Annotated in this window: 18 protein-coding genes and 2 pseudogenes; 10 read left to right on the top strand and 10 right to left on the bottom strand. The window is 41.7% G+C overall.

The features are described from left to right. A pseudogene (locus tag L5M10_RS16970) lies at positions 1-136 on the bottom strand (IS4 family transposase); the annotation flags it as partial. 105 nt (positions 137-241) lie between these two features. Between L5M10_RS16970 and L5M10_RS16965 the strand changes: the two are divergent. The 5 genes from L5M10_RS16965 to L5M10_RS16945 all read left to right on the top strand — a co-directional run bounded on the left by L5M10_RS16965 (position 242) and on the right by L5M10_RS16945 (position 5,978). Beyond that, complete coding sequence (locus L5M10_RS16965) at positions 242-565, top strand: hypothetical protein (protein ID WP_263255640.1); 324 nt, start codon at positions 242-244, stop codon at positions 563-565. A gap of 89 nt (positions 566-654) precedes the next feature. Then, on the top strand, positions 655-1,650 hold the full coding sequence (locus tag L5M10_RS16960; protein ID WP_263255638.1) for a helix-turn-helix transcriptional regulator: 996 nt from the start codon (positions 655-657) through the stop codon (positions 1,648-1,650). Between the two features lie 25 nt (positions 1,651-1,675). Continuing rightward, complete coding sequence (locus tag L5M10_RS16955) at positions 1,676-2,362, top strand: hypothetical protein (protein ID WP_263255636.1); 687 nt, start codon at positions 1,676-1,678, stop codon at positions 2,360-2,362. 53 nt (positions 2,363-2,415) lie between these two features. Continuing rightward, positions 2,416-4,617, top strand: a complete 2,202-nt coding sequence (locus L5M10_RS16950) for an AAA family ATPase (RefSeq protein WP_263255634.1) — start codon at positions 2,416-2,418, stop codon at positions 4,615-4,617. Continuing rightward, a complete protein-coding gene (locus L5M10_RS16945; RefSeq protein WP_263255632.1) occupies positions 4,617-5,978 on the top strand; it encodes an McrC family protein in 1,362 nt (453 codons plus the stop codon). Before L5M10_RS16950 ends, L5M10_RS16945 begins: the two co-directional genes overlap by 1 nt. Before the next feature lie 89 nt (positions 5,979-6,067). Here L5M10_RS16945 and L5M10_RS16940 read toward each other — a convergent pair whose 3' ends face one another. Beyond that, positions 6,068-7,882, bottom strand: a complete 1,815-nt coding sequence (locus tag L5M10_RS16940; RefSeq protein ID WP_263255631.1) for a formylglycine-generating enzyme family protein — start codon at positions 7,880-7,882, stop codon at positions 6,068-6,070. A gap of 502 nt (positions 7,883-8,384) precedes the next feature. On the opposite strand from L5M10_RS16940, the gene L5M10_RS16935 reads away from it, so the two are divergent. From L5M10_RS16935 to L5M10_RS16920, 4 genes are all read left to right on the top strand, one after another. Beyond that, the gene (locus L5M10_RS16935) at positions 8,385-9,338 is read left to right on the top strand and encodes a restriction endonuclease (RefSeq protein WP_263255630.1); all 954 of its coding nucleotides are present in this window, start codon (positions 8,385-8,387) and stop codon (positions 9,336-9,338) included. Between the two features lie 72 nt (positions 9,339-9,410). Beyond that, positions 9,411-12,104, top strand: a complete 2,694-nt coding sequence (locus tag L5M10_RS16930; protein WP_263255629.1) for a class I SAM-dependent DNA methyltransferase — start codon at positions 9,411-9,413, stop codon at positions 12,102-12,104. Further along, a complete protein-coding gene (locus L5M10_RS16925; RefSeq protein ID WP_263255628.1) occupies positions 12,097-14,040 on the top strand; it encodes a DEAD/DEAH box helicase in 1,944 nt (647 codons plus the stop codon). Before L5M10_RS16930 ends, L5M10_RS16925 begins: the two co-directional genes overlap by 8 nt. After that, positions 14,041-15,201, top strand: coding sequence for a GIY-YIG nuclease family protein (locus L5M10_RS16920; protein WP_263255627.1), 1,161 nt, complete (start codon positions 14,041-14,043; stop codon positions 15,199-15,201). Positions 15,202-15,429: 228 nt separating this feature from the next. On the opposite strand, the gene L5M10_RS16915 is transcribed toward L5M10_RS16920, so the two are convergent. From L5M10_RS16915 to L5M10_RS16900, 4 genes and pseudogenes are all read right to left on the bottom strand, one after another. After that, entirely contained in the window at positions 15,430-16,713 is a 1,284-nt protein-coding gene (locus L5M10_RS16915; protein ID WP_263255626.1) for a metallophosphoesterase, read from the bottom strand. Positions 16,714-16,850: 137 nt separating this feature from the next. Beyond that, the gene (locus tag L5M10_RS16910) at positions 16,851-17,531 is read right to left on the bottom strand and encodes a hypothetical protein (RefSeq protein WP_263255625.1); all 681 of its coding nucleotides are present in this window, start codon (positions 17,529-17,531) and stop codon (positions 16,851-16,853) included. 239 nt (positions 17,532-17,770) lie between these two features. Next, positions 17,771-18,061 carry a hypothetical protein gene (locus L5M10_RS16905; protein ID WP_263255624.1) on the bottom strand — a complete coding sequence of 97 codons (291 nt, stop codon included), beginning with the start codon at positions 18,059-18,061 and terminating at the stop codon, positions 17,771-17,773. 182 nt (positions 18,062-18,243) lie between these two features. Then, positions 18,244-18,543 (bottom strand): annotated as a pseudogene (locus L5M10_RS16900) (transposase); the annotation flags it as partial. Positions 18,544-18,588: 45 nt separating this feature from the next. On the opposite strand from L5M10_RS16900, the gene L5M10_RS16895 reads away from it, so the two are divergent. After that, positions 18,589-18,747, top strand: coding sequence for a hypothetical protein (locus L5M10_RS16895; protein ID WP_263255623.1), 159 nt, complete (start codon positions 18,589-18,591; stop codon positions 18,745-18,747). A 561-nt stretch (positions 18,748-19,308) separates the two neighbouring features. Here the strand turns inward: L5M10_RS16895 and L5M10_RS16890 are convergent. The 4 genes from L5M10_RS16890 to L5M10_RS16875 all read right to left on the bottom strand — a co-directional run bounded on the left by L5M10_RS16890 (position 19,309) and on the right by L5M10_RS16875 (position 22,837). Continuing rightward, positions 19,309-19,941 (bottom strand): DMT family transporter, encoded by a 633-nt coding sequence (locus L5M10_RS16890; RefSeq protein ID WP_263166571.1) that lies wholly within the window; start codon positions 19,939-19,941, stop codon positions 19,309-19,311. Positions 19,942-19,944: 3 nt separating this feature from the next. Beyond that, positions 19,945-20,199, bottom strand: a complete 255-nt coding sequence (locus tag L5M10_RS16885; protein WP_263166339.1) for a hypothetical protein — start codon at positions 20,197-20,199, stop codon at positions 19,945-19,947. Between the two features lie 672 nt (positions 20,200-20,871). Next, positions 20,872-21,372: a peptidylprolyl isomerase gene (locus tag L5M10_RS16880; RefSeq protein ID WP_263138382.1), complete on the bottom strand. Its 501-nt coding sequence runs from the start codon at positions 21,370-21,372 to the stop codon at positions 20,872-20,874. A gap of 61 nt (positions 21,373-21,433) precedes the next feature. Further along, positions 21,434-22,837: a DEAD/DEAH box helicase gene (locus L5M10_RS16875; RefSeq protein ID WP_105252329.1), complete on the bottom strand. Its 1,404-nt coding sequence runs from the start codon at positions 22,835-22,837 to the stop codon at positions 21,434-21,436. Positions 22,838-23,125: the final 288 nt, after the last annotated feature.

Raw genomic sequence — 23,125 nt, 5'->3', positions numbered from 1 at the left:
GACCTAACTCAGTCAAGGTCAGTGTCTTACATTCAATCAGTGCCTTAGAGGCCAGCATCAAGCTGTTTAATCGTTTTAGGTGAAGTTCTGGGCAGTATTGGTGTAAAGAATGTTGTAGGATATTGGCTTCGCGCATCTTGTTGTCCAAGTGTAGTTTTTAGCGAAACCATTTGATCATGCAACAAGATGCGCTTCCACCCTAATTTGATGATTTATTTGTAAATCATCAGGGGATTCTTCAGTGCTAAATGAGTACAACCCCAAAAGTCCTCTTATCCGTGCTTTGGCTACAGTGCCATTATATTTTCCGGCATCATATGACTACTTTGAGCCCTATTTTCAACGTTATGTGCAAGAGTTATACCTGCGTAATGCTGACCCTTGGTTTCTATTCGAACTGATGCGTAATATTGTGCCCGAGGCGTTTTTATTTCTCTGTAGTAGAACTCACTTCAGTGTGTCTGAGGGAGAAGCTTTAGTGCGTTATTTTGAGGAGTTGTATCCGAGAGATGGCTTGATAGGTTGTTCACATACTAAAGCTGAATACTTGCAATGTTTTGGGTAATTAGCTTTGATAACGCCAATATAAGAAAATTTGGACACAGAGAACGATAGATGACAAACAAGGATGTTTTAAAGTGCCCAAGTAAAACGGTGAATACAGTCCATCGTCAATGGATGATCTTGAAATATCTCTCAAGGACTGCAGAGCGTAAGACAACCGAAGAGCTTCGCAATTATTTGACGTCTGAAGGGGTAAACCAGACGCAGCGGACTATTCAACGTGATCTTGCATTTTTGGCAGATATTTTCCCACTGCAATGCGATAGAGACGGCCACCAGATGCGCTGGTATTGGCAACATGATAGTCGTACTGAGCTGATGACTGGGCTCTCATTTTCAGACAGTATTTCACTGCTGTTGGTGCAAAGCTCGCTGACGTCGTTGCTACCTAAGTTGTTATTTAAGGGACTAGAGTCGCAATTTACACTAGCAGCAAGTACGCTATCGAAATCAAAAACATTGGCTAATTGGTCCCAAAAATTTGCCAGTATTGAGCCAGACCTTTCCTGCTCGCCGCCCGCTATTGATGAACAGGTGTTGGAACGAGTACAAAATGCAGTGTTACGCGAACAGCAGCTTGAGGTGAGTTACCAACCCATTCACCAGTCTAAGCCTAAATCTTATCAACTAGCTCCTTTAGCATTAGTGCTGCGAGGCCAAGTGCTGTATCTACTGGCAACAGTTGGGAAGCATACAGATGTACGTCGGTTTGCCATGCACCGTATGCTAGCTGCTGAGCTTTATGGCGAAGCGAACCCCAAACGAAATTTTAACCTGCAAGCCTATCTCGATACTGGAGGCATGCAATTCACCAGTGAAGGTTCTGCAGGTTTAATAACCTTTAAAGCAAAAGTGAAGGTGCAGCAAGCCGATCACCTTGAAGAACAACCGTTAAGCGACGATATGCAGCTTAGCAAAATTGATGATGAATGGTGTTTGTTAACCGCCACCGTTATTGATAGCTGGCAGTTGCGCTGGTGGATCATGTCCCACGCAGGCAATATTGAGGTGCTTAAGCCTAAGTCATTAAGAGAAGCAATTAAGTGTCAACTGTCAGAAGCTATGACTCACTATCTAGCTAGCTGATGAGTCTGAACTATATGAAGTTGTTATGAAGCAAATAAAGGTCCTTGAACATCTAGAGCTTAGCCCTAAAGGTGTGAAGACAATAGATGGTGAGTATGTCGCATTAAGACAAGGGGATATGGATGGAGCTTGCGGACCATACAGCGTATTGATGGGGTTGATTTATCATGGTGCTGTAACTCGCGATGAAGTGACTAGCTTAGATTGTTTAGAGGGGCGGACTCGAATTGGTAAGTTCATGAACAACCTGTATGAATTTAACTCGATGGTTCGAGATGGTACCGATGCCAATGATTTAGTTCGGTTAGGTAACTACTTCAAAAATTCTCCCTATTCACAGATTAAAATTGAGCCAATTAAAGCAAAGAATACCAAGGAACTAGCACATAGATCTGCTGATGCAGTTGATGATAATAAACCCGTACTCCTTTGGATCGACTGGCAGGGGGGCGGTGCGCATTGGGCTCTTGTCGTAGGTTACGAGTTCGTTGACATTGATGAATCAGAGTCAATTATCACAAAGCTGTTGTTATTAGACCCAAGCGAAGACACTCCAAGATTGTCATATTGGAATGGAGTGATCCATGTTACCAATGAGTCTGGCAAGGTTATTAATTCAGGGCAATTCCCTAGTAACCATTGGGCAGCTAAGGGCAAAGTCAAATCCTGCAAAATACGTTTGGGATTAGAAATGACTAAAGAGTTGTTTTAGTAAGCAGAAAATGAAACTCTCCAGTTTATTTTAAGGAAAGGAAATTAAGTTACATGAGTATTAGTAATCAAGAGCGTCAACAATTTTTAGAGCAATTTATTCACGAATGGCCCGTTGAGCGTTTAGAGTCATTGAGCCTCGAAGAGTACACGTCCGTAAATGATCAAAACACATTTGCGTATTGGATTGAGTTTGGTGTTGGTCGCTATTTAGGCTCTATCAAAGGTGGTGACGCTTCTAAATTTGGCATTTATAAACGTAAATCAGTGCCGAAGGGGATTCGAGAATTTATTGATTCTGACGATGTATATTCATGGAAGCGAAAGTATGGTTCATCAGCAGAACAAGCATTTTCAAATATCAAATCCAAAATATTGTCTGTTATTCATGCTGCTAAGCACGCAGAACTTGAAAAAATTGAGTCACTGGATTTTGAGCAAGTTCTAAAATGGAAATTGGTGTTTATTTATCAAGATCATAGCGCACCTTTGGCTCTGCCTATTTATAAACTGAAAAAATTTAATGTGTTACTTGATGAAAGACCGTTAACTCACTCGATTGCTTACACTAAGTTGTTACTGGCCCGAGGGACTAAAACACCGTTGGAATACGGCATGGAGTTATGGCGAAAGGCTGATGAGCTCGAAGGTAAAGTAAGTGGTGAGCAGTTTGATAATGATGATAATCTCTATAGCGCTCCCATCTTTCCGCTAAATCAAATTCTCTTTGGCCCTCCTGGAACAGGCAAAACCTATTCTACAATTGAGTCCGCTGTCGCCATTGCAGAACCTGAATTTAATCCGGAGTCTAGGAAACAGCTGAAGGATAAATACAATCAACTGGTTAAAGAGAAGCGTATTCGTTTTGTGACATTTCACCAGAGCTATGGCTATGAGGATTTTGTTGAAGGGTTAAGTGCGCTGAGTGAGGAAGAGAATCCAGATGTAATTCGTTACTTCGTGAAGAAAGGCATCTTTAGAGAAATCTGTGAAGATGCTCAAGCAAGTCGTTACACCGTCCATAATGAAATCAACAAATCTGGCCAGGTTTGGAAGCTTTCAATCGAAAGTGCGCAAAAAAATAGTGCCAAAGATTACTGCTTAGCCAACGGAATCGGGGCCATTGGCTGGGGAAATACTGGTGATCTTACTGGCGATGAGAAGAATTCTTACCATCAATCGTTAGGAAAAAATGCGAAAAACTCCCTCTACTATTTCAGCCAACAGATGCAGGTTGGCGACCTAGTGCTTTGTATTGATAGCAAGACGTCCGTTGGCGCTGTTGGTGTAGTGACTGGTGACTATCAATATGTTGAATCGGCTGTACCTACTCGTCCAGATTTTAGACATCAGAGAAATATAACTTGGTTAGCAACAGATATATCTGTCGAGTTTAAGGTGCTAAACGGCAATACCAGTTTTAACCTCTCCACTTGTTATCCACTCTCACGGCTCACTGTTGCTGATGTCTTGGATCACCTGAACTCAAACGGTGTTGTACTAAAACAAACGCAAGTACAGCAACAAGCTCAAAATTACGTGCTGATTATCGACGAAATTAACCGTGGCAATATTTCCAAGATTTTTGGTGAATTGATTACGTTGATAGAGCCATCTAAACGAAGCGGCCAGAATCAAACGGAAGCATTACAGGCAACCTTACCATGTTCGCAAATGCCATTTTCAGTTCCTGATAATCTTTATCTTATAGGTACCATGAATACTGCAGATCGCTCTTTAGCATTAATGGATACCGCATTGCGCCGTCGTTTTGATTTTAAAGAGCTTATGCCAGAACCATCTAAAATTGATAAGCACCCTCTTATTTACGGTATTGAGCTAGCACGTCTTCTCACCACTATGAATGAACGTATTAGCGTCCTATATGATCGTGAGCACACGCTGGGTCATGCATTTTTCTTCCCCGCTTATGAGGCCGCGATGGATGAAGATCAAGACAGAGCCTTCGAACTACTTATTTCTGCATTCAAAAATAAAATCATTCCGTTACTGCAAGAGTACTTTTTTGATGACTGGCAAAAGATTCGTTTAGTTCTTGGCGATAATCAAAAGGCCAATCAAAAGTTAGCGTTCGTCGTAAGTAAGCCAGTTGAACTAGGTAAGTTGTTTGGTAATGACACAGATTTTGATATAGACACGATTACAAGTTATCAGCTTCAAAGTGACGGGGATTTTTGGGGACAGCCTGAGGCCTACATTGCTATTTACGACCAACAAAACGTAGGGACTCTTTGATGGTTAGTAATGGCAAACTCATTAGTGTCTTTGAGTTCGACTTTTTGTGTGTTGAGTTACCCAGCAATGGACAAGCACGTTTTCGCCAAATTTCGCGACAAGCATTTGAGTACATAAAACAGTTATGTTTATCAAAAGAGGCTGTGCAAGCAGCCTTTAAGCTGCGAATCCAACATCAGCAAGAAGTTCTCCAGGCACAAAATTTCGCGGGTGTTGTCATTACTCCTGATGGTACTCAAATCGAAATTTTACCCAAAATTGGCAAGCAAACAGAATGTTATACGTCAGATCAGGGGCGTATGACTTTGCTCTGGATGTTGAAACGTCTTAAAGGGTTTCGACACCTACAAACTAACCAAGCCAATATCAAAACGCAGAAAATGCCCCTTATGGAGCTTTTTATAAGCCAGTTTTTGACTTCAGTGAGTATTTTGGTGAAACGTGGTTTACGAAGTGGTTACCAAGATAATCAAGGCAACTTATTATTTCTAAAAGGAAAACTAAGTGTCTCTCGTCAACTTCGCTACAACCTAGTCAACCGCCAACGTTTTGCGGTAGATTTTGATGAGTTCTCTGTCGATAGGGCTGAAAACCGATTAATCCACAGTGCGTTAACGATAGTCGCTATGTATTCTCGGCTAGCCAGTCATCAGCGGCTAAATAAGGAACTTCGCTTTTCTTTTGAGGCAGTTTCACTTAGCAGTGACTATGTTAAGGATTTTGAAAATGTTCGCTTAGATCGCAGTATACACTCTTATGAAATGCCATTAGCCTGGGCGAAAATTATTCTCGAAGGATTATCGCCACAGTCAATGCTGGGAACACAGCAAGCCTTTTCGTTACTATTTCCCATGGAAGCGGTGTTTGAAGCGTATGTCGCAGCTGAGCTTAAACGCCAACTGCTCCCCACCAGCAAAATGACTGCGCAAGCGCGTTCTCACTGGTTGGTTACTCATGATTCAGCTAATTGGTTTCGTTTAAAGCCAGACATCGTTATCGATACTACTGAAGCCTGTTTTGTTCTAGATACCAAGTGGAAGATTTTCGATCAGAAAGATAATAACGCTTCTGCTAAATATGGCGTTGTAACAACAGATCTCTATCAAATGTTTGCCTATGGGCATACCTATCTTAATGGCAGTGGAGATATGTATTTGATTTACCCAATGCAATTCGGATTCGACAAAGCCGTACAGTTACCACTTCTTTACCATTCATCAAGCTCAAGTGGAGAGACTTTAAGATTATGGCTTGTTCCATTCGAAATTAATGAAAAACAGGGCAAGCTGCATCTACCGAGACTACATCAACAGGTGGCAACAGCATTCATAGCAAACAGTAGCTTTGATAATATACGATGAAGCTAATGGCTGCAGGTGTGCATAATCGAACTTCTTGAGATAAAAGGTGAAGGCTAGTATAAGCCTTCACCTCATAAAGTTAATTGAGCTTATTTGTCAGATTTCGCTAGATAGCAAAGGCGGAAGCCTGTTTTCATTCCTTTATTGCGCATAGTTGAGGTCGCCGGGCATAGATCTCTTTCTATTGCCCCCCAATTTAATGATTCCCCTGTCAGGGCGTTGGCAGCAGGAGCGTAGCCACCAAAATAATCGAATAGCCATTCACCAAAATCGGAATTTTCCAGAAAGGGCAACTTTTCAGAATTATAAGCCCAATGTAAATTTTCACCGAAACGTAGCACTGGATTGTCAGAATTCATTTTCGAGAAGCAGCTAAGTTTATTAAATTGGTCAACAATGCATCGATGTTCTTCAAGGTAAACCATTTCACTCTCCATTAATTGTTCAATGCTGAGCTTTGGCGCTGGTGCAACTTGTTTCCACTCTTCAATAGTTAACAGACGTACTGGTAGTCCCGTCTTAAGCTCGTAGTTTCGACAAAATGCAACAGCGTCATACCAAGTAAGGCTTGCTGGGAGATCGTTATTTTCCTCTGGGTTGTTGACACTGAGCAGATTCATTTCTAACGGCTGACCGTTACCACCAAGCAATTCTGACCTATGGATACGCATTTGGGATTCTTCATAAAATTCCCAAAATGCTCCAATGGTAACTAGCGGAGAAACCATTAAATATCGATCATCTCTGAGTTTATGTGTAATAAAGTCACCTGCGATAGCGGGCTCTTGATTAGGTGGCATGCTGTAAGTCTTAGAGGCGACTAATTCTTTTAACATTAATTTACGATAGCCTGGCCAGTTGGCGATGGTTCCACCCTTAATGTAATGGCGCTTTTCTGCTTCATGTTCAACGAATTCATTCCAGATATCACGTTTGAAATAGCAAAATGCATCAAATTCTGAGCTTCGCATTGCAGAAGGGAGTTCATCATTTTTAAAGATGTGCTTATAAGGATTACCCGAGTATTGTTTATTGCGCTGATCTTTAATTACCCAATCAAAATCACCATTTTTTCCTTTTAAAAAGGCTATATTAGGCAGTTCAGGAAAGGTTATAACCTCAAGCCAGCCATCATCAGAGCTCTCCATTTCTTGGCGGAAAAGCTGAAAAATGCGCTCAGCCTGCTCCATGTCCTTGTCTGTGGCATTGTAAAGTCGATGTTCAATTGGACGAAGCATAGGATTAACCAGTGAATCCCCAATAAGATTGAATCCGGAGATGACACCATTAAAACTATAAGCATGTAGTAATACATCTCTACGTGTTAAAGATATCTGCCGATTGTGAGGTGCTGTTAATACAATTTCATTTGGTGCCTCATTAGCCCAATCGATGGTTTCATCAATGTAATTACATTTGATTTTAGAGACTTGCTGCAGATCTAATGTACCTACACCATCCGCCATAAAGAAACGGGAACCTACGCCTGTAAACACGCGTTTCGGCACGGGTAAATTTGATTTAAAGATGCGCTCTGAAATCTGTTGTGCTGTTAAGCTAATAAATGGGTTCTTGTTACACGTAATCAGATCGATTGGATGTGTCATGCCATTTTTACAAAGAAAACTCTCTAAATCGGGTTCAATTTGGCGTAAATGATCAAAAGAGCGAGCACCTAACATCATTGCTAAGTTACGGTGTAGTTCGCTCACTTTTAACTCAGGTATATCTTTTAATGCGATAGCTGATTTTTTCCTTGATTCTCGTAAGCTTTTTGCAGCAGTTTTTATGTCTTTGCTAGATAAACCATCAAGCTGAATAGACCATAATCTGGTTTCAGAAGAAGGACGTGGGATGAGTGCGTAAACTTTGCGAGTTGCGCTTAATAGATGTGCAATATTCATTTTTATCTCCAAAGAAAATGCCGCAGCTGAAAGCCGCACTGCCAAGGGCAAGTTAAGTTTCTCATTTGGATTTGGAGAAGAAGGGAAGGCCCTTTGTACTTATTCGGAAATTCGGCAGCCCAAGTTTCCAGGAGAATACGCTCGCGTAGAGCATATTACTGTGTTATCAGATTGTTGGCAATCGGTCTTTTGGCAAATTAACTTACTCAAATTTTCGTATCCATTTTGGGGCGCGAGATTAGATTTTTGCGTTATCACTTTTCAGGTGACCTGTATTTCACAGGATTTAACGTTAAAAGTGTTTTAATGATTTAAGTACAAAGACTGTGTGCTATCTCACTGGATTAGATAGAACTTTTCTGACACAATCCTAAAAATTATGTGCATCAATCTAAATAGTGTAATCGTTTAATTGAGCTGCTTTAAACATAGTACTTGAGAGCATTTAGGCGATTACCTTTGCAGTTTTTGCCACAAAATAAATAAGAGGTGAGGCACAGGGATGGTCGATACAATTCCAAGCTATGAAGAGATGATGCCAGCGGTGCTTAAGGTGCTGGCGGATGGAGAGGTTAAAACACTCCAGCAGATGTACCTCGCTGTTTCTAACCATTATGGCTTTACTGCTGAGCAGTTAGCTCGGACAATTCCGAGTGGCAAAACCACATATGTTAGAAGTCGGGTTGGCTGGGCCAAAACCTATATGGCCAAAGCCGCTCTTATTAGTCAGCCCAAACGCGGTGTTTGTCAAATTACCCAAAGAGGTCGGGAAGCTCTGGCTAGTGGAAAGCTGATTAATAACCATTACCTTGCGCAGTTTGAAGACTTTAATCGCTTCTTAAGTACCAGCAATGAGCCATCGGCTACCAACAAAACATCCACTGAAGTTAACAGAAGTCGTGGCAAAGAGTTAACTCATCAACATGATGATGCTCAAACTCCTACAGAGTTAATCGATATCGCCTTTACCGCCCTTAATTCAGCCCTTGCCGATGAATTGATTGAACAAATCCACACATTATCGCCCAAGTTTTTCGAGCAGCTGGTGGTCGATTTGATGCTAGCCATGGGGTACGGTGGCAGTCAAAAGGATGCTGGCCAAGCAACTCAGTACAGCAGTGATGGCGGTGTTGATGGTATCACCAAAGAAGATAAACTCGGGCTAGACTCCATCTACCTGCAAGCTAAACGTTACCGCGATAACACTGTCGGTAGGCCAGATATTCAAGCGTTTGCAGGGGCGCTGGACATGCACCGCGCTCGTAAAGGCGTATTTATTACCACCTCAAATTTCAGTAAAGACGCCCGTGATTTTGTTACCCGTATTGAAAAACGCATCGTCCTTATCGACGGCCGCGAATTGGCCGCGCTCACGATAGAACACAATGTTGGTGTATCTACCCGCGAACTCTATGCCGTTAAGGCAATAGATTCAGATTATTTTTTGGAAGAGTGATTTTTTATTAGTACCTCGATTCAAGACTGTAGGTGCTTTACATATTTGAGCTATATTTAGGCGGCATAAAACATGAACAGCGTACAAATAGAAGAAAATGTTAAGAACTTGGTAAAATTAGTATCAAGCCAAGAAATCTCGAAAGATGATTTTGTCTATGAGCTATTGTTGGCTTACGGGCATCGTAAGTCAGTGGTCAGCCGCGTTAAGTCGGGTGATCGTAACCTAGCGAAGACTGCTGGCGAGGTGATATTAAAGCGTCATCTGTACTTCAAACCATGCACCTCAAATTTGTTCGCTGAAATTGATGCCCTCAAAAACAGCAAAATGGTGGCTACCAATAAGATTCGTTTTGTTGTTGTTACTGATTTCTCTCAGCTCATTGCTATTGACACCAAGACTCAAGACACGCTTGATATCGAGCTTGGTCAACTAGCGAAGTATTTCGATTTCTTCCTACCGTGGGCGGGTGTGGAGAAAATGGTCTATCGTGGTGAAAACCCTGCGGATGTTAAAGCTGCTGAGAAGATGGCAGATTTCTTTGACCATATAAAATCGATCAATTATCCAGCGAATGCTACAAAAGAACAGTTACATGAGATGGTTTTATTTCTAAACCGTTTACTCTTCTGTTTATTCGCTGAAGATACGAAGATTTTCAAGCATGAGCCATATCAATTTACTAATGTAATTACACGTACAAACATTGATGGTAGCGACGTTCATTTAGCTTTGAAAAGGCTATTTGAGGTATTAAATACTCCTGCAGAAAGCCGCCCAGATTTACCTGATTACTTAAGTAAATTTCCATACGTAAATGGTGGGTTATTTAAGAAAGAAATAGCTATTCCTAAGTTCGATTTCAAAGCTAGGAAAATGTTACTTGATGCAGGTGAGTTGGATTGGTCTGATATCAACCCAGATATCTTCGGTTCTATGATTCAAGGTGTTGCCGATCCAGAAACCCGCAGCAAAATGGGGATGCACTACACATCGGTATCAAACATCATGAAAGTGATTGAGCCGCTGTTCTTGAATGATCTTTATGAAGAGTTTGATAAGTGCAATGACAACATCAACAAACTAAAGAAACTTCAGGTGCGCCTAAGCCGCATTAAGTTTTTTGACCCCGCTTGTGGTTCAGGCAACTTTTTGATCATTACCTATAAAGAAATTAGAGAGTTAGAGATTGAGATCCTAAAGCGCATTCGTGAACTTGAGGGGGAGTCGGACTCAGGAATGATGGGCTTATTTGACGAGTCTCATTCGGCAATCCGCCTTGACCAGTTCTACGGTATCGAGCTTGATGATTTTGCTCATGAGATGGCAATTCTCTCTCTCTGGTTAGTCGAACACCAAATGAATATGGTGTTTGAGACCGAGTTTGGTTACACGGCACCAACGCTCCCATTGAAGCAAAGTGGTCGAATTGTCGCAGGTAATGCTACCCGTATTGATTGGGATTTAGTTTGTCCTACTAACGGCCTTGATGAGGTGTTTATTATTGGTAATCCACCATATTTAGGAGGCAAGAAATTAAGTAAAGAACAATCTGTTGATATGGATATGGCGGGGCTAAATAATAGAAAGCAGCTAGATTATATTGGGTGCTGGTTTTTTAAAGCGACGGATTTTATTGATGGTAAGAATGCTTCATTCTCATTTGTTACCACAAGCTCAGTATGTCAAGGTGAGCAAGCATACTTACTTTGGGAATATATATTCAATAAAGGATTTAATATTGGCTTTATAAATAAGCCATTTGAGTGGAAGAATAACGCCAAAGATAATGCTGGCGTTTGGTGTACGATTATTGGGCTATTCAAATCAACGATTCCTCGAAAGAAAATAATCTTCTCTGAAGATAGCCTTTCTGTTGTGAAGAACATTTCACCATATTTTATTGAGGGTGATAATTTCGCAGTTCAATCAAAATCGAAAGCGAGCAATAACCTTCCAGTGATGTGTATGGGTAGCAACCCTGTTGATGGTAAGTATCTGATACTTGAGCACGAAGAATACAATGAAATTGTCAGTGTATATCCTGAAGCAAAGAACTTTCTTAGAAGGTATATGGGCGGAAATGATTTCCTTAAAGGAACAAAACGGTTCTGCATATGGATTCCTGATGAGAGCGTTGTCGATGCTTTAAAGATTGATGCGATAAGGAAGAGAGTAGAACTCTGTAAAGAGTACAGAGAAAATGCAGGAAGAGATGCGAAAAAAGTAGCTATGTATCCACATCGCTTTTGCTATCGGACTCATAAAGATTCAATGGCGATAATCTACCCAAACACAAGTGCTTCATCGAGAGCTTATCTTCCGGCGGGTTTTGTTGATGAAACAACAATTATTAACAAGGAAGCTTTTGCTATTTACGATGCAGAGCCTTATGTTTTTGCGATATTGTCTTCAACTCTTCATAGGGTTTGGTTGTCTACGGTTGGAGGAAGATTAGGTGCAGGATTTAGGTACTCAGTCAAAATGGTATATAACACTTTCCCTTTACCATCTCTTAGTGAATCCGACAAGGAGCGATTAAATGAACTTGCGTTTGAGTTATTAGAGGTGCGGGAACGCTATCCAGAAATGAGCATTGCAGAGCTATATGAAATTAAAAATATGCCAATTGATCTAATGAACAGCCACCAGAACATTGATGAATTCTTAGAAACTATTTATCAAGGGAAAGTGTTCGAGTCAGATGAGTTACGAGCTAAATACCTATTGAATCTTTACATTTCAAAAGAGACCCAAAATGCCTGATTTAGTTCACGTTACCTACGCTCAAACAGGTGAAAGCACCAACACCAATGATATGGGGATGCGAGCCATGCAGGCTCGTGCTTTTGAGCAGCGTGCAAGCCAATACCTATTGATTAAGGCTCCACCTGCTTCTGGTAAGTCACGTGCTTTGATGTTTATTGGCTTAGATAAGCTTCACAACCAAGGTATCGACAAGGTAATTGTTGCCGTTCCTGAACGTTCTATCGGTGGCTCTTTTGGCTACACCGAGCTAACGAAATACGGCTTCTTTGCCGATTGGAACATCAATCCGCATTACAACCTGTGTACGTCTGCCAGCAATCAAAGCAAAGTTAAAATCTTTAAAGAGTTTTTAGATAGTGATGAGCGCATTTTAATTTGTACTCACGCTACCTTGCGCTTTGCTTACCAAGAGCTGGAAGACTCAGCTTTTGACAATATCCTGCTGGCAATCGATGAATTCCATCATGTTTCTGCTGATGGTGACAACGTGTTGGGGGATGTGTTGCGTGCGCTTATCGAAAACAGCACCGCACATATCGTTGCGATGACGGGTTCTTACTTCCGTGGGGATAGTGTATCTATCCTGACCCCAGAAGATGAGATGAAGTTTGATAAGGTTTCTTTTAACTATTACGAGCAACTGAACGGCTACCAATACCTTAAGTCTTTGGGAATTGGCTACCACTTCTACAAGGGGCATTACCTTACTGCAATTGAAGAGGTGTTGGATACCGATAAGAAAACTATTGTTCATATCCCTAATGTAAACTCTGCTGAATCAGGCAAAGACGACAAGTATGAACAGGTAGCAGCAATCTTAGACATTATTGGTGAACACCAATTCACTGATCCTGAGACTGGTGTTATTCATATCAAACGTAAGGAAGATGGCAAAATTATCAAAGTTGCCGACCTCGTATGGGATGAAAAAGACAGAGAAAAAACCCAAGCGTTTTTACGTGACATCAAGCATGAAGATGACATTGATATCATTATTGCGCTAGGCATGGCGAAAGAAGGCTTTGACTGGAGTTTTTGTGAGCATGCTTTGACGATTGGATACCGCAACTCTTTGACTGAAATTGTACAGATTATTGGTCGTTGTACTCGTGATAGCCACAATAAAACTCATGCCCAATTTACCAACTTGATTGCAGAACCTGATGCTTCAAGTGATCAAGTCAACTACGCCGTGAACAACATGCTCAAGGCAATCACTTGTTCTCTCCTTATGGAGCAAGTGCTGGCACCAAACTTTAAGTTTAAAGCCAAAGATCCAGCAGATAAGGATCCAACACCTCCAGGCGTGATCAGTATTGGCGGTTTAAAAGAGCCAAGCACTAAGCGTACTAAGCAAATAATCGAAACAGACCTTGATGATTTAAAAGCTTCTATTCTGCAAGATGATAACATCGTGAAAGCCTCAGCTGCAGGTCACGATCCTGAAGTTATCAACAAGGTGTTGATCCCTAAACTTATCGAGAAGAAATATCCAGATCTCTCTAAAGATGAGATTGAGGAGATTCGTCAGCGAGTGGTTGTAGACTCAGCTATCTCAACTTCTGAGATTAAAGAAGAGGGAGGCAAGAAGTTTGTTCGTATGGCGGATAAGTTCATCAATATTGATGAGCTACACATTGACCTTATCGATCAGGTCAACCCGTTCCAGAAAGCATTTGAGATTCTGTCAAAAGCGATAAACACAGACTCCCTCAAGTTGATTCAAGACTATGTCGAATCGACTCGCATGCAAATGTCTAAAGAAGAAGCTATCGTTCTGTGGCCGAAAGTTCAACAATTTATAAAAGAACACAATCGACACCCAGATCTTAATTCTCGTAATAGTCGTGAGCGAGAATTAGCTCAGTGTGTTATCTATCTGCGCCGCCTTGCTCAAGAACAGGCCGCACAAGCTCAAAAAGAGGCAATGTAGATGGAAGATTGGCTGAAAGATATCCTTGCTTCAGATACGCAAGGCTTATTAAAAACAAAAACTAAATCATCGGCACCAACAGCGGACGATCACTTACACACTAAATTCAAACAGATTAATGAGTTTTTTGATAAGCATGGGAGAGAGCCGCAAGCAAATCGTGACAATCCTATTGAGCTGATGCGCAGCAAAAGCCTTGAGTCTATCCGTAGCAATGAACAGCATTGCCGTGCGCTAGAACGGTACGATATTCATGGACTTCTACCACGGTTTGAAGAACCCAAACCAAACTCTATTGAAGCGATACTTGCTGATGACATGTTAGGGATATTGGATTTGCCTGATGACAGCATCTTCAATCTAAAGCACGTTAAAAAGACCTTGGAAATGCCTCGTCATGTTGCCAAGCGCAAAAAATGCGCCAACTTTGATGAATATGAGCCTCTGTTTCAACAGTGTCATGCTGACCTTAAATCAGACATAAAAGAGGCGGTTCAATTCACTGGTGAGCAGCAAATTCAAAAGGGGATGTTCTTCATTCTTCACGGCATCACTTGCTATATCTCTGACATGGAAGAGAGGCAAAAGAGGAAAGGTAAAGTGAACGCTCGATTGCATCTGATTTTTGAGAATGGTATGGAATCAGACATGTTGCTGCGCTCATTAGCCACTGAACTGTACAAGGACGAAACGGGTCGTCGAATCCTTGATAAGAGCGCTAAAGCGTTAGATGAACTGCTAAACATCACTCGTGACGATCAAAAGTCTGGCTATATTTACATCTTAAAATCTTTAAGCAATGAACCAGAGATTAACTGCGTGAATAACCTCTACAAGATTGGTTACTCAACCACTCCTGTAAAGCTGCGCATTGCGAATGCCGAGAATGAACCGACATACCTAATGGCTCCTGTTCAACTAGTATCCGAGTTTGAGTGCTACAACATGAAAACACACAAGTTTGAGGGATTACTACATACTTTCTTTGGGCATTCTTGTTTAGACCTGAAAGTGGCAGATCATAAAGGGATCGCTCATACACCTAGAGAATGGTTTATTGCTCCACTCCCTTGTATCAAGCAAGCTATTCAGATGCTTATTACTGGTGACATTGTTAATTACAGATATGATGCAGTAATGCAGGAAATTTTAGAAAAGTAGAACGTAGCAAGGCGAAAGACGTGGATGGTTTGGATTGAGGACTAATTGGGCTGCTTCAAGTTTGAATTCAGCACTAAATGTTTTTCTGGTTGTCGATCTCATGTGTTCACCTAAAGTCATCTACGAGGTAATAATATCACCTATATTTAGGTGGCCAAAATTAGTGTGCCACTACATGTGCCACTACAAACTCAGGTTAATTAAGAAGTTACCGATGTATCTCTACGCTCAATCCAACTCTGAATTCATCACCAGCTGTAAGCACTTGGCTAATCGGTCTGCAGCGTCAGGCTCCAACTCCTGATTGAAATAGCTTTTGGTTATACCCATCAGATAGCAGGATAACTCCCCCCAGCTCGCTTGTTGGGCCAAAGTAGCCAAAGGGGTTATATAGTTGTCATATTCGTCGCTGCACTCATCGAATCCGTTGACGAAGGCTGGATCCCACTGGTTCAGCAGACACTGACGAATCTCCTCCCATTTTTCTGGTTTTAATAGTGCAGGGGCATAGCGATCAGCAAACTGGTCAAATAACACTCTCATCGCCGCTACTCCCTTCTGACCAAACTCCATGTCACTTAAGTAGTTAAAGTTGCGCTCATGCAGCTGATGTTGCGTCTCATCATGCCACCAGCTGTAAGCTATCAGCTCTCCTTGCGTACTGGCCGCGTTGTAATCGACACATACCACTTTACCGCTGAGTGGCGCTGGGAGTCCTGCTAGAGTGTAGTGACCAATAACAACAGGTGTCTTGATTATCGGATTGCAATGTTCATCAGCCAGTGGAATGGGGGGGATACGATTGACCATATTGGGCTGTACTTGGGCTATATCTCTATAGGTTTTGGCCTCTTCACTCCACCATTTAATCCGTACTCTGTGACGCTCAGTACCCGTTTTATCCTGGAAGCTATAACCCTGCGGTAATGCTAACTCTGGACCTTTGAGCAAGATTTCACATAGCTGATATAGCTCGTGCCGCTCGTCGAAGGCATTGGGCCAATGCTCAACCTTCAAGCTGTTATCCTCGTTGAGATATGGCAGAATTCTTTGGATAGTCGCCTCGTGCCAGCAAGCATGAATAGCTCTGACATGACCAAAATCATAAAAGAGAGGTAGCTTCATAAACCAGTCGATCCAAGTTTTATGCAGCTCACTTCCCTCGTCCACATCTTGAAGGAAAAGTTGATGCTGTTTGCGGTTGTTGTCATTGTGGTGACGAAGCGGTAAGCCTGTATTGGGGTGCTTCAGAGCCCAACCCACGGCATTAAATTCATGGTTTCCCATCAAGCAACAGGCGAGTTCCTGATCACATAGGGCCTTGACCATGGTTAGGGCCTTTTGATGATCTATTTCGACCTCGGGGCCGTTATCGATCAGATCGCCGATGAAAACCAGCTGGCGACGTTCTTGAAGCGGATCAGCAATAAAGTCGAGATGATCGAGCAGCGCACGAAGCTTTCCGTCTTGCCCGTGAATATCACCGATAAAAATCAAATCTTGTCGTGTCATAACCCACCAGAGAGCAAGCTGTGAAAAAACTGAGCCATAAGGAATAGGATGTCAGAAGTACCTATTTAAGAGCGGATAGCACCGGACTATTCCTCTAGCCAAAAAAAGAGCGGATATAAATTTTTGTTAGGGTATTTTTATGCACTCTTTAGTTGGCGTTGCTGCTCCACCGCATAGCCATTGACGAGAAGTTTCCAAAACAATCCGAAAATGAGCACGAATATGGCTATTGTTAGAGCTCGATTGCTCTTCGTGCGATTGTTATCCGTCGCCGTTGCGAACATTCCGAATATTGTCAACAACATCAGAAAGCCCATTAATATTTTTAATACGCCTACAATAAGGCCAATGAAGATGCTGCTATTGTACTTGATAGAGTTCCACACCGAAATCCCACAGGCGAGTCCTGAACCACAAAAAGAAGCGATGGTGAGATAGGTAGGTATAACTTTCTCTTCAGCAGTGGCATTTTCAGGGGTCAACATTGCGACAATCAAAAAACCAATCATCGGAAACAAAAAAATGGCTACTGACCAAAATGCATCTTGATGATCGTAGTAAAACACAACCCGCCTAGTCCCCACCAAGAAAAGCACAAAACAGACGACTACGATCAACGCTATGCCTACAGACTGTACCATCTGCGTCTTTTGTCCATCAGGAAGTCCGGCATACCAGTCATCAATCTTCTGCAAATAGGAAGATGGTGCAACATCTGTTTGAGCTACGGTCTTCATCTTCATTTCAGCCTGAGCAAAGGACAAACCACAAAATAGAGTTAAAATAATTAAAAACATCACGATAAATATACGACTCACGATCACTCCCTCGTTGATTTGTGATTTTGAAAAACGATCCTTATTATCAATGAGCCTTTTAACTCTGGCCTTCTACCTTCTAATAGTCCTGAAATGACTTGCCTTAGCGGCTCCAGCACTCATTTTAGAACTTTAGGATCAGTTGATCTTTCGAGAGCGACTTTATGGAATAAGTATCTTCACTATTTAAAATTGAGATGCTATTTATAACGAACCGATGGTCAAAAATACTTTAATCATCATGGCATATTTTTTAACAAGTACTGGCGACAATACTCATCTGAACTGATTAAAGAGTTAGTTTCGGTTTGTTGTTCATTTTTCTCAAATGGTGGCAGCTTTCGTAGTTTGGGCACTACATATGGCTCAACCCCCATTGCAAGGCGACGATTGTCAACCTCTTCCTGATATTCAGTAGACATAGGGTTTATGCCTTTCCTACGACGATAGGCATCAGAGATACTATCATAAATAAAATCATACTCTTCAGGGAAAAGGGTGTGATGTAGTTCCTTAAAATGATCATCCATAACTAATTCCTTAAAAAACGTAATTCTCACTAAAATTTCATTACATTAAATATTATGTCTACTCTTCAGCAGTGGCATTTGCAGGGCAGAACTCCGGAAATAATATTTCTGTCCGCCCGATGGACAGAATAAAAAATAATTTAATTTAAGACTATAAAATCTTCTGTATAAGTGGCTGTTCATCACAAAGATACACGGTCACCGTACATAATCATAAACTGCGTCATAGTAGGCTTTCGCTCCTAGTGGTGCGGTTCGCTTTTTAGTCATCTTGTGTAAAATCAGATATAGCAACTTCAGCACTGTAATATCGTCTGGGAATGACCGTCTAGCCTTGATCACTTGACGCAGGCTGTCGTTAAGTGATTCGATAGCGTTAGCGGTATCTCTGGTGGATTGCTGAATGACACGCTCAGGCGTTTCCAGTTGTCGCGCTGGGATTTGCTGATGCTTGGATGTTGGTTATCCGAGGTTTCGGCAAACTATCATAGGCCTGTTTGGTTTGCTGCAGATTTTGAGAGGTATTAATGATTACCAAACGTCGCAAGGTCAAATCGACAGCATTCTCTGATTTTGTGCGCAACGCATCATCTAGTGAGAAAAGAAAGTTTTTTACAAAAATTATCGAAGAGGCGATCCAAAAACAAAAAGAGGTGATAGCCAAAGCGAATGAGATCGATGGTTAGTTATACGGCATGCTTGTTGTGGCACACTTAAACTTAAACACCATACAAGCGGTAACTCGCGCTTGCCTATTAGTTATAAAGTCGTTACTGAAACGATGTCTGATCTAGACATTGAAGCTATCAAAATAAGTCACAGATGTGCGAATATTGGTCAAAAATGACGATTAGCGTTATTTGTGGTAAAATTTTTATTGACTTTATAAAAGTCGAATAAAGTCTTTAAATACAATTACTTATGTTATTATCTTGAACTGAAATTGAGGAGCCGAATTCCCAGGGCAAGTCATTGGTCTAATTGAAGAAATTATCAAAAATCGGAAGTAATGCAAAAAGTAATGCGGCCCTTTGTTGTTTCTTTATTTGTTATGCTTTTCAATTGGTTGCGTCATTAAGTAGGCTCCCTCTCTCACCGCCAAATTAAAGCAAAGGGAATCAGTATCTTACTGGTTCCCTTTGTTGCTCTGGGACCTATTTGGGACCATTTCAGGGTGTTCTAGTCCGTTATTATCCTCACTAAAACCCATCATTTCAGAGATACGATTAGCCATTCTTAGTGAGTCCTTAGGTTTTTGCCACATTAGCTATGTTATTCGTTGTCATTCTTTTACGCGCTTGAACTAAGGTATAGCCGCCACTTAATACTATGAGTAGGCTTCCCAGAATAGTCAGCAAATCTGGGGATTCTCCAAATATAAATATTCCTAAAGCTAAGGCAAAGAGTAAACGTGTATAACGAAAGGGGCTTACTACCGATACATCTCCAGTGCGCATAGCGATTGTCAGCGCATTATAGGCAACTACACCAAAGACGATTGCTCCAATTATTTGTATTGCTGCGGTAGCACTAAACTGTATTGCTTCATTTTGGTAAATCAGTATCGCTAAGCCTGTAGGAATCAACACAAAAAAACCATACACTCCAAGCTGCATATTAGATAATACGGGAGAGGCTGCGCGTGTTGCTAAATCGCGTCCTGCAAAACCTAAGGTAGCGATAACGGCGAATAAAGATGTGGCCTCAAAACCATCAAGTCCTGGACGAATGATCATCAGCACGCCCATAAAACCAATCAATACTGCAAGCCATCTCTTGTGATTCACTTGTTCACCGAACAACAATGCCGCGCCAAGCATGGCGATTAAAGGTGTGGCTTGCAAAATAGCGGATGCACTTGAGAGTGGTGTTAACGTGATGGCTTAAGCAAAACAGAATCGGCCGACGATTTCACATAGTGCACGTACTAATATGGGGGTAGACAAGACTGCAGGATGAAGCACAGTTTCACCCTTTCGCCAGGTTAACAGTATAAAAATCAACATTCCACCTAGGCCAAATAACGCTAAAATGAGGCCGATAGAGGTGGTTTCTGCTGCGGATTTGATCAGCATGTCTTCAATAGAAAATGCTGCCATCGCAGCAACCATAAACAGACTACCTTTTCTATTATTCAAAATAAATTCCCTAAATGCTTAGACGCTATCTCTAGTCAAAAAGTTTTGTCATGAGAGTTCTGGTTTAATCAACAAAGACACAGAAGTTACGATATAGCTTATTAGAATCCAATAGAAACATCATTTTCTGATCACTATAGCAAGCTTTCTCTGCTTATCTGAATAGGATTCGCTGCTTAAGGTAGTAATGATTCTGGCTTAAAAATAAATAGGGATAATAAGCATTAGCAAGAAATGATAATAGATACAGATATGGTTTTTTTATCTATATCAGATGGCAAGTTAAGCCTCTTTTTACCATAAGGATTATGGTTGGTGTATTGTTTTAATATTATCAACTTGTGCGGCTAGTATAAGATATTGATGTCAGGTATGTGCTGCTGTTTTTCAGCTTTTATGATGAATAACATTGTTTGAAAGAGGTCTATATTGTGAGGTTAATTTTATATGTAGTAGTCTTAAGTCAATAATGGCAACGCTTAAATAATCCATCAGTTGATTTTATACTAAGTGATTTTGTATTGGGGATTTAGTGTTTTTAGGTTTATATAAAATGAAATTGCGTTGAATGGTACTGAAAAGTTAACTAAATAACTTTGGGGAAATGATTAATCGCTTAACTAAAACTGAGCGATTAATCATATTAACGAAAAAGTCTTATTGTTTTAAAAATTAACTTTGGATATTAATCGTTACTTTCTCGATGACGATAGGTTCACGGGGCACGTCTTCGTGGCCAGCGACCGTGGAGGTTTTGACTTTCTCAATTTGCTGGATAATGTCCATTCCCGCCGTAACCTTACCAAATACCGCGTAGCCCCAACCGTTATTGGTGGTGGCAGTATGGTCTAAAAAGTCATTATTGGCTGTGTTGATGAAGAATTGCGCGGTGGCCGAGTGAGGCGCATCGGTGCGAGCCATAGCGATTGTGCCTATGGTGTTACTTAGGCCTTTGTTGGCTTCGTTAACAATAGGCTCGTGGGTCGGTTTTTCCTTCATTTTTGCGGTAAACCCGCCGCCTTGGATCATAAAGCCTTTGATCACTCGGTGAAAAATCGTGTGTTCAAAGAAGCCTTCTTCACAATAGCGGACAAAGTTTTTTGAACTGACAGGCGCATGTTCAAAATCGAGTTCTATAGTGATGTCGCCTAGATTGGTGCTAAATGTAATCATGCTAATATCTTCTATCTTAATGAGTTTTTATATCTAATAAGTCACGACTTGTACTGAGTCATTACTTGGTTTTAGGGCCGCTATTCCACGGATTAAAGGGCGCGCTGCGACCTGTTGTCTCGTTACCGTTGTCAGTCTGAATAGATTGCGGCCGTGTTACATTGGCTTTAACCTCTGGCTTTGATTTCGCGCTGCGATGCTTTTTCGCATGGGCGGTTTCAAAGGAGCCTTCTTTCGCGGGGCGCGAGGATCTGGCCTCAGGTGCCCGAGCTTTAAAGGTTTTTGGCGTAGTATTTTTGGGCACAAAATCGAGAATAGACACAGGCACTTCTTTGTTCGGCACAAAGCCTTCAATTTCTTTACGCACTATGAGGTGACCTAGACGGCGCTCGATAGCACATAGATTCCTAAAATCATCTTTAGAAACAAAGGAAATGGCTTCGCCGCAGGCGCCAGCACGACCGGTTCGGCCGATACGGTGAATATAATCATCGGCTTCATCGGGCAAATCATAATTGACCACACGGGTGAGGGCGTCGATATCGATACCGCGGGAAGCAACGCCAGTCGCGACTAAAAAGCGTAGTTTGCCAGATTTAAAATCCACTAATAATTGCTCGCGTACCGCTTGGCTGCGACCGCTGTGAATGGCTTCGGCGGCAATGCCACGTTTTTCGAGTTGACTAACCAGTTTGGCGGCGCCTTGTTTCGTCTGGATAAAGATCAGTGCCTGTTCCCACGCTTGCTCAGTGATGAGTTTGCTTAACAGTGCCGACTTTTTATCTTTATCGACAGTGATCAACCATTGGTCGATTTGCGGTGCGTTTGCGCTGTCGCGGGCAATTTCAATTTCGACTGGGTTTTCAACCGCTGTTTTCGCTAAAAAGCGCACTTGCTTAGATAAGGTTGCCGAAAACAACAGATTTTGGCGTTCTGTTGGCAGACGTTCGATGATCTTATTGATGTCTTCGATAAATCCCATATCGAGCATTCTATCGGCTTCATCTAGGACTAATACCGAGATTTCATCGAAATGAATCGCTCTTTGGGTGTACATATCGAGCAATCTACCGGGTGTTGCCACCAGAATATCGACGCCTTCAATAAGACGTTGTTTCTGCGGTGCGGAATCCACGCCACCATACATGGCCATAGACGTCAGCGGCAGGTATTTTGCGTACTTGGCAATATTGTCTTCTACCTGAACGGCCAATTCGCGGGTTGGTGTTAAGATTAATGCACGAACGCGTTTAGCACGGATTTTCGGCATCTCGGCGAACATTTGCAGTATAGGCAACACAAAACTGGCGGTTTTACCTGTACCTGTTTGCGCGCCAGCAAGCAGGTTTTTGCCTTTCAAGATCACCGGAATGGCTTTTTCTTGGATCGGAGTAGGTTGTGAATAGCCGAGCTCAGTAATGGCTCTTAAAATCGGATCGCTTAATCCAAGTTTGGAAAATGGCATTGAATGTCTCAGGTAAAGGGTCAGGTCAATAATGTATAAGCAAACTGTTACGCTAAAGCATGAACAGTGGAGCAGGGCGATATTATAGCAGGAGGTGAAACAGAATAGGCGATTATCATTATTTGTGTGTGTTTGGTAAAGAGGGGCTTAAACGTCGAATAGGCGAATGATAGGCGGCAATATATTGAGAACTTACAATTTTGTAACCACACATGTATTCATGGCTAACATAGCTGCAATTATTGGGGCAATATGATTAACTGAGGTAATTTTTGTATGCCTGATAAA

The organism is Shewanella sp. SM32 (assembly GCF_025654235.1).
Lineage (GTDB): Bacteria > Pseudomonadota > Gammaproteobacteria > Enterobacterales > Shewanellaceae > Shewanella > Shewanella oncorhynchi.
Note: the sequence above shows the minus strand (reverse complement) of the source record. Positions and strands in the feature narration are given on the sequence as shown.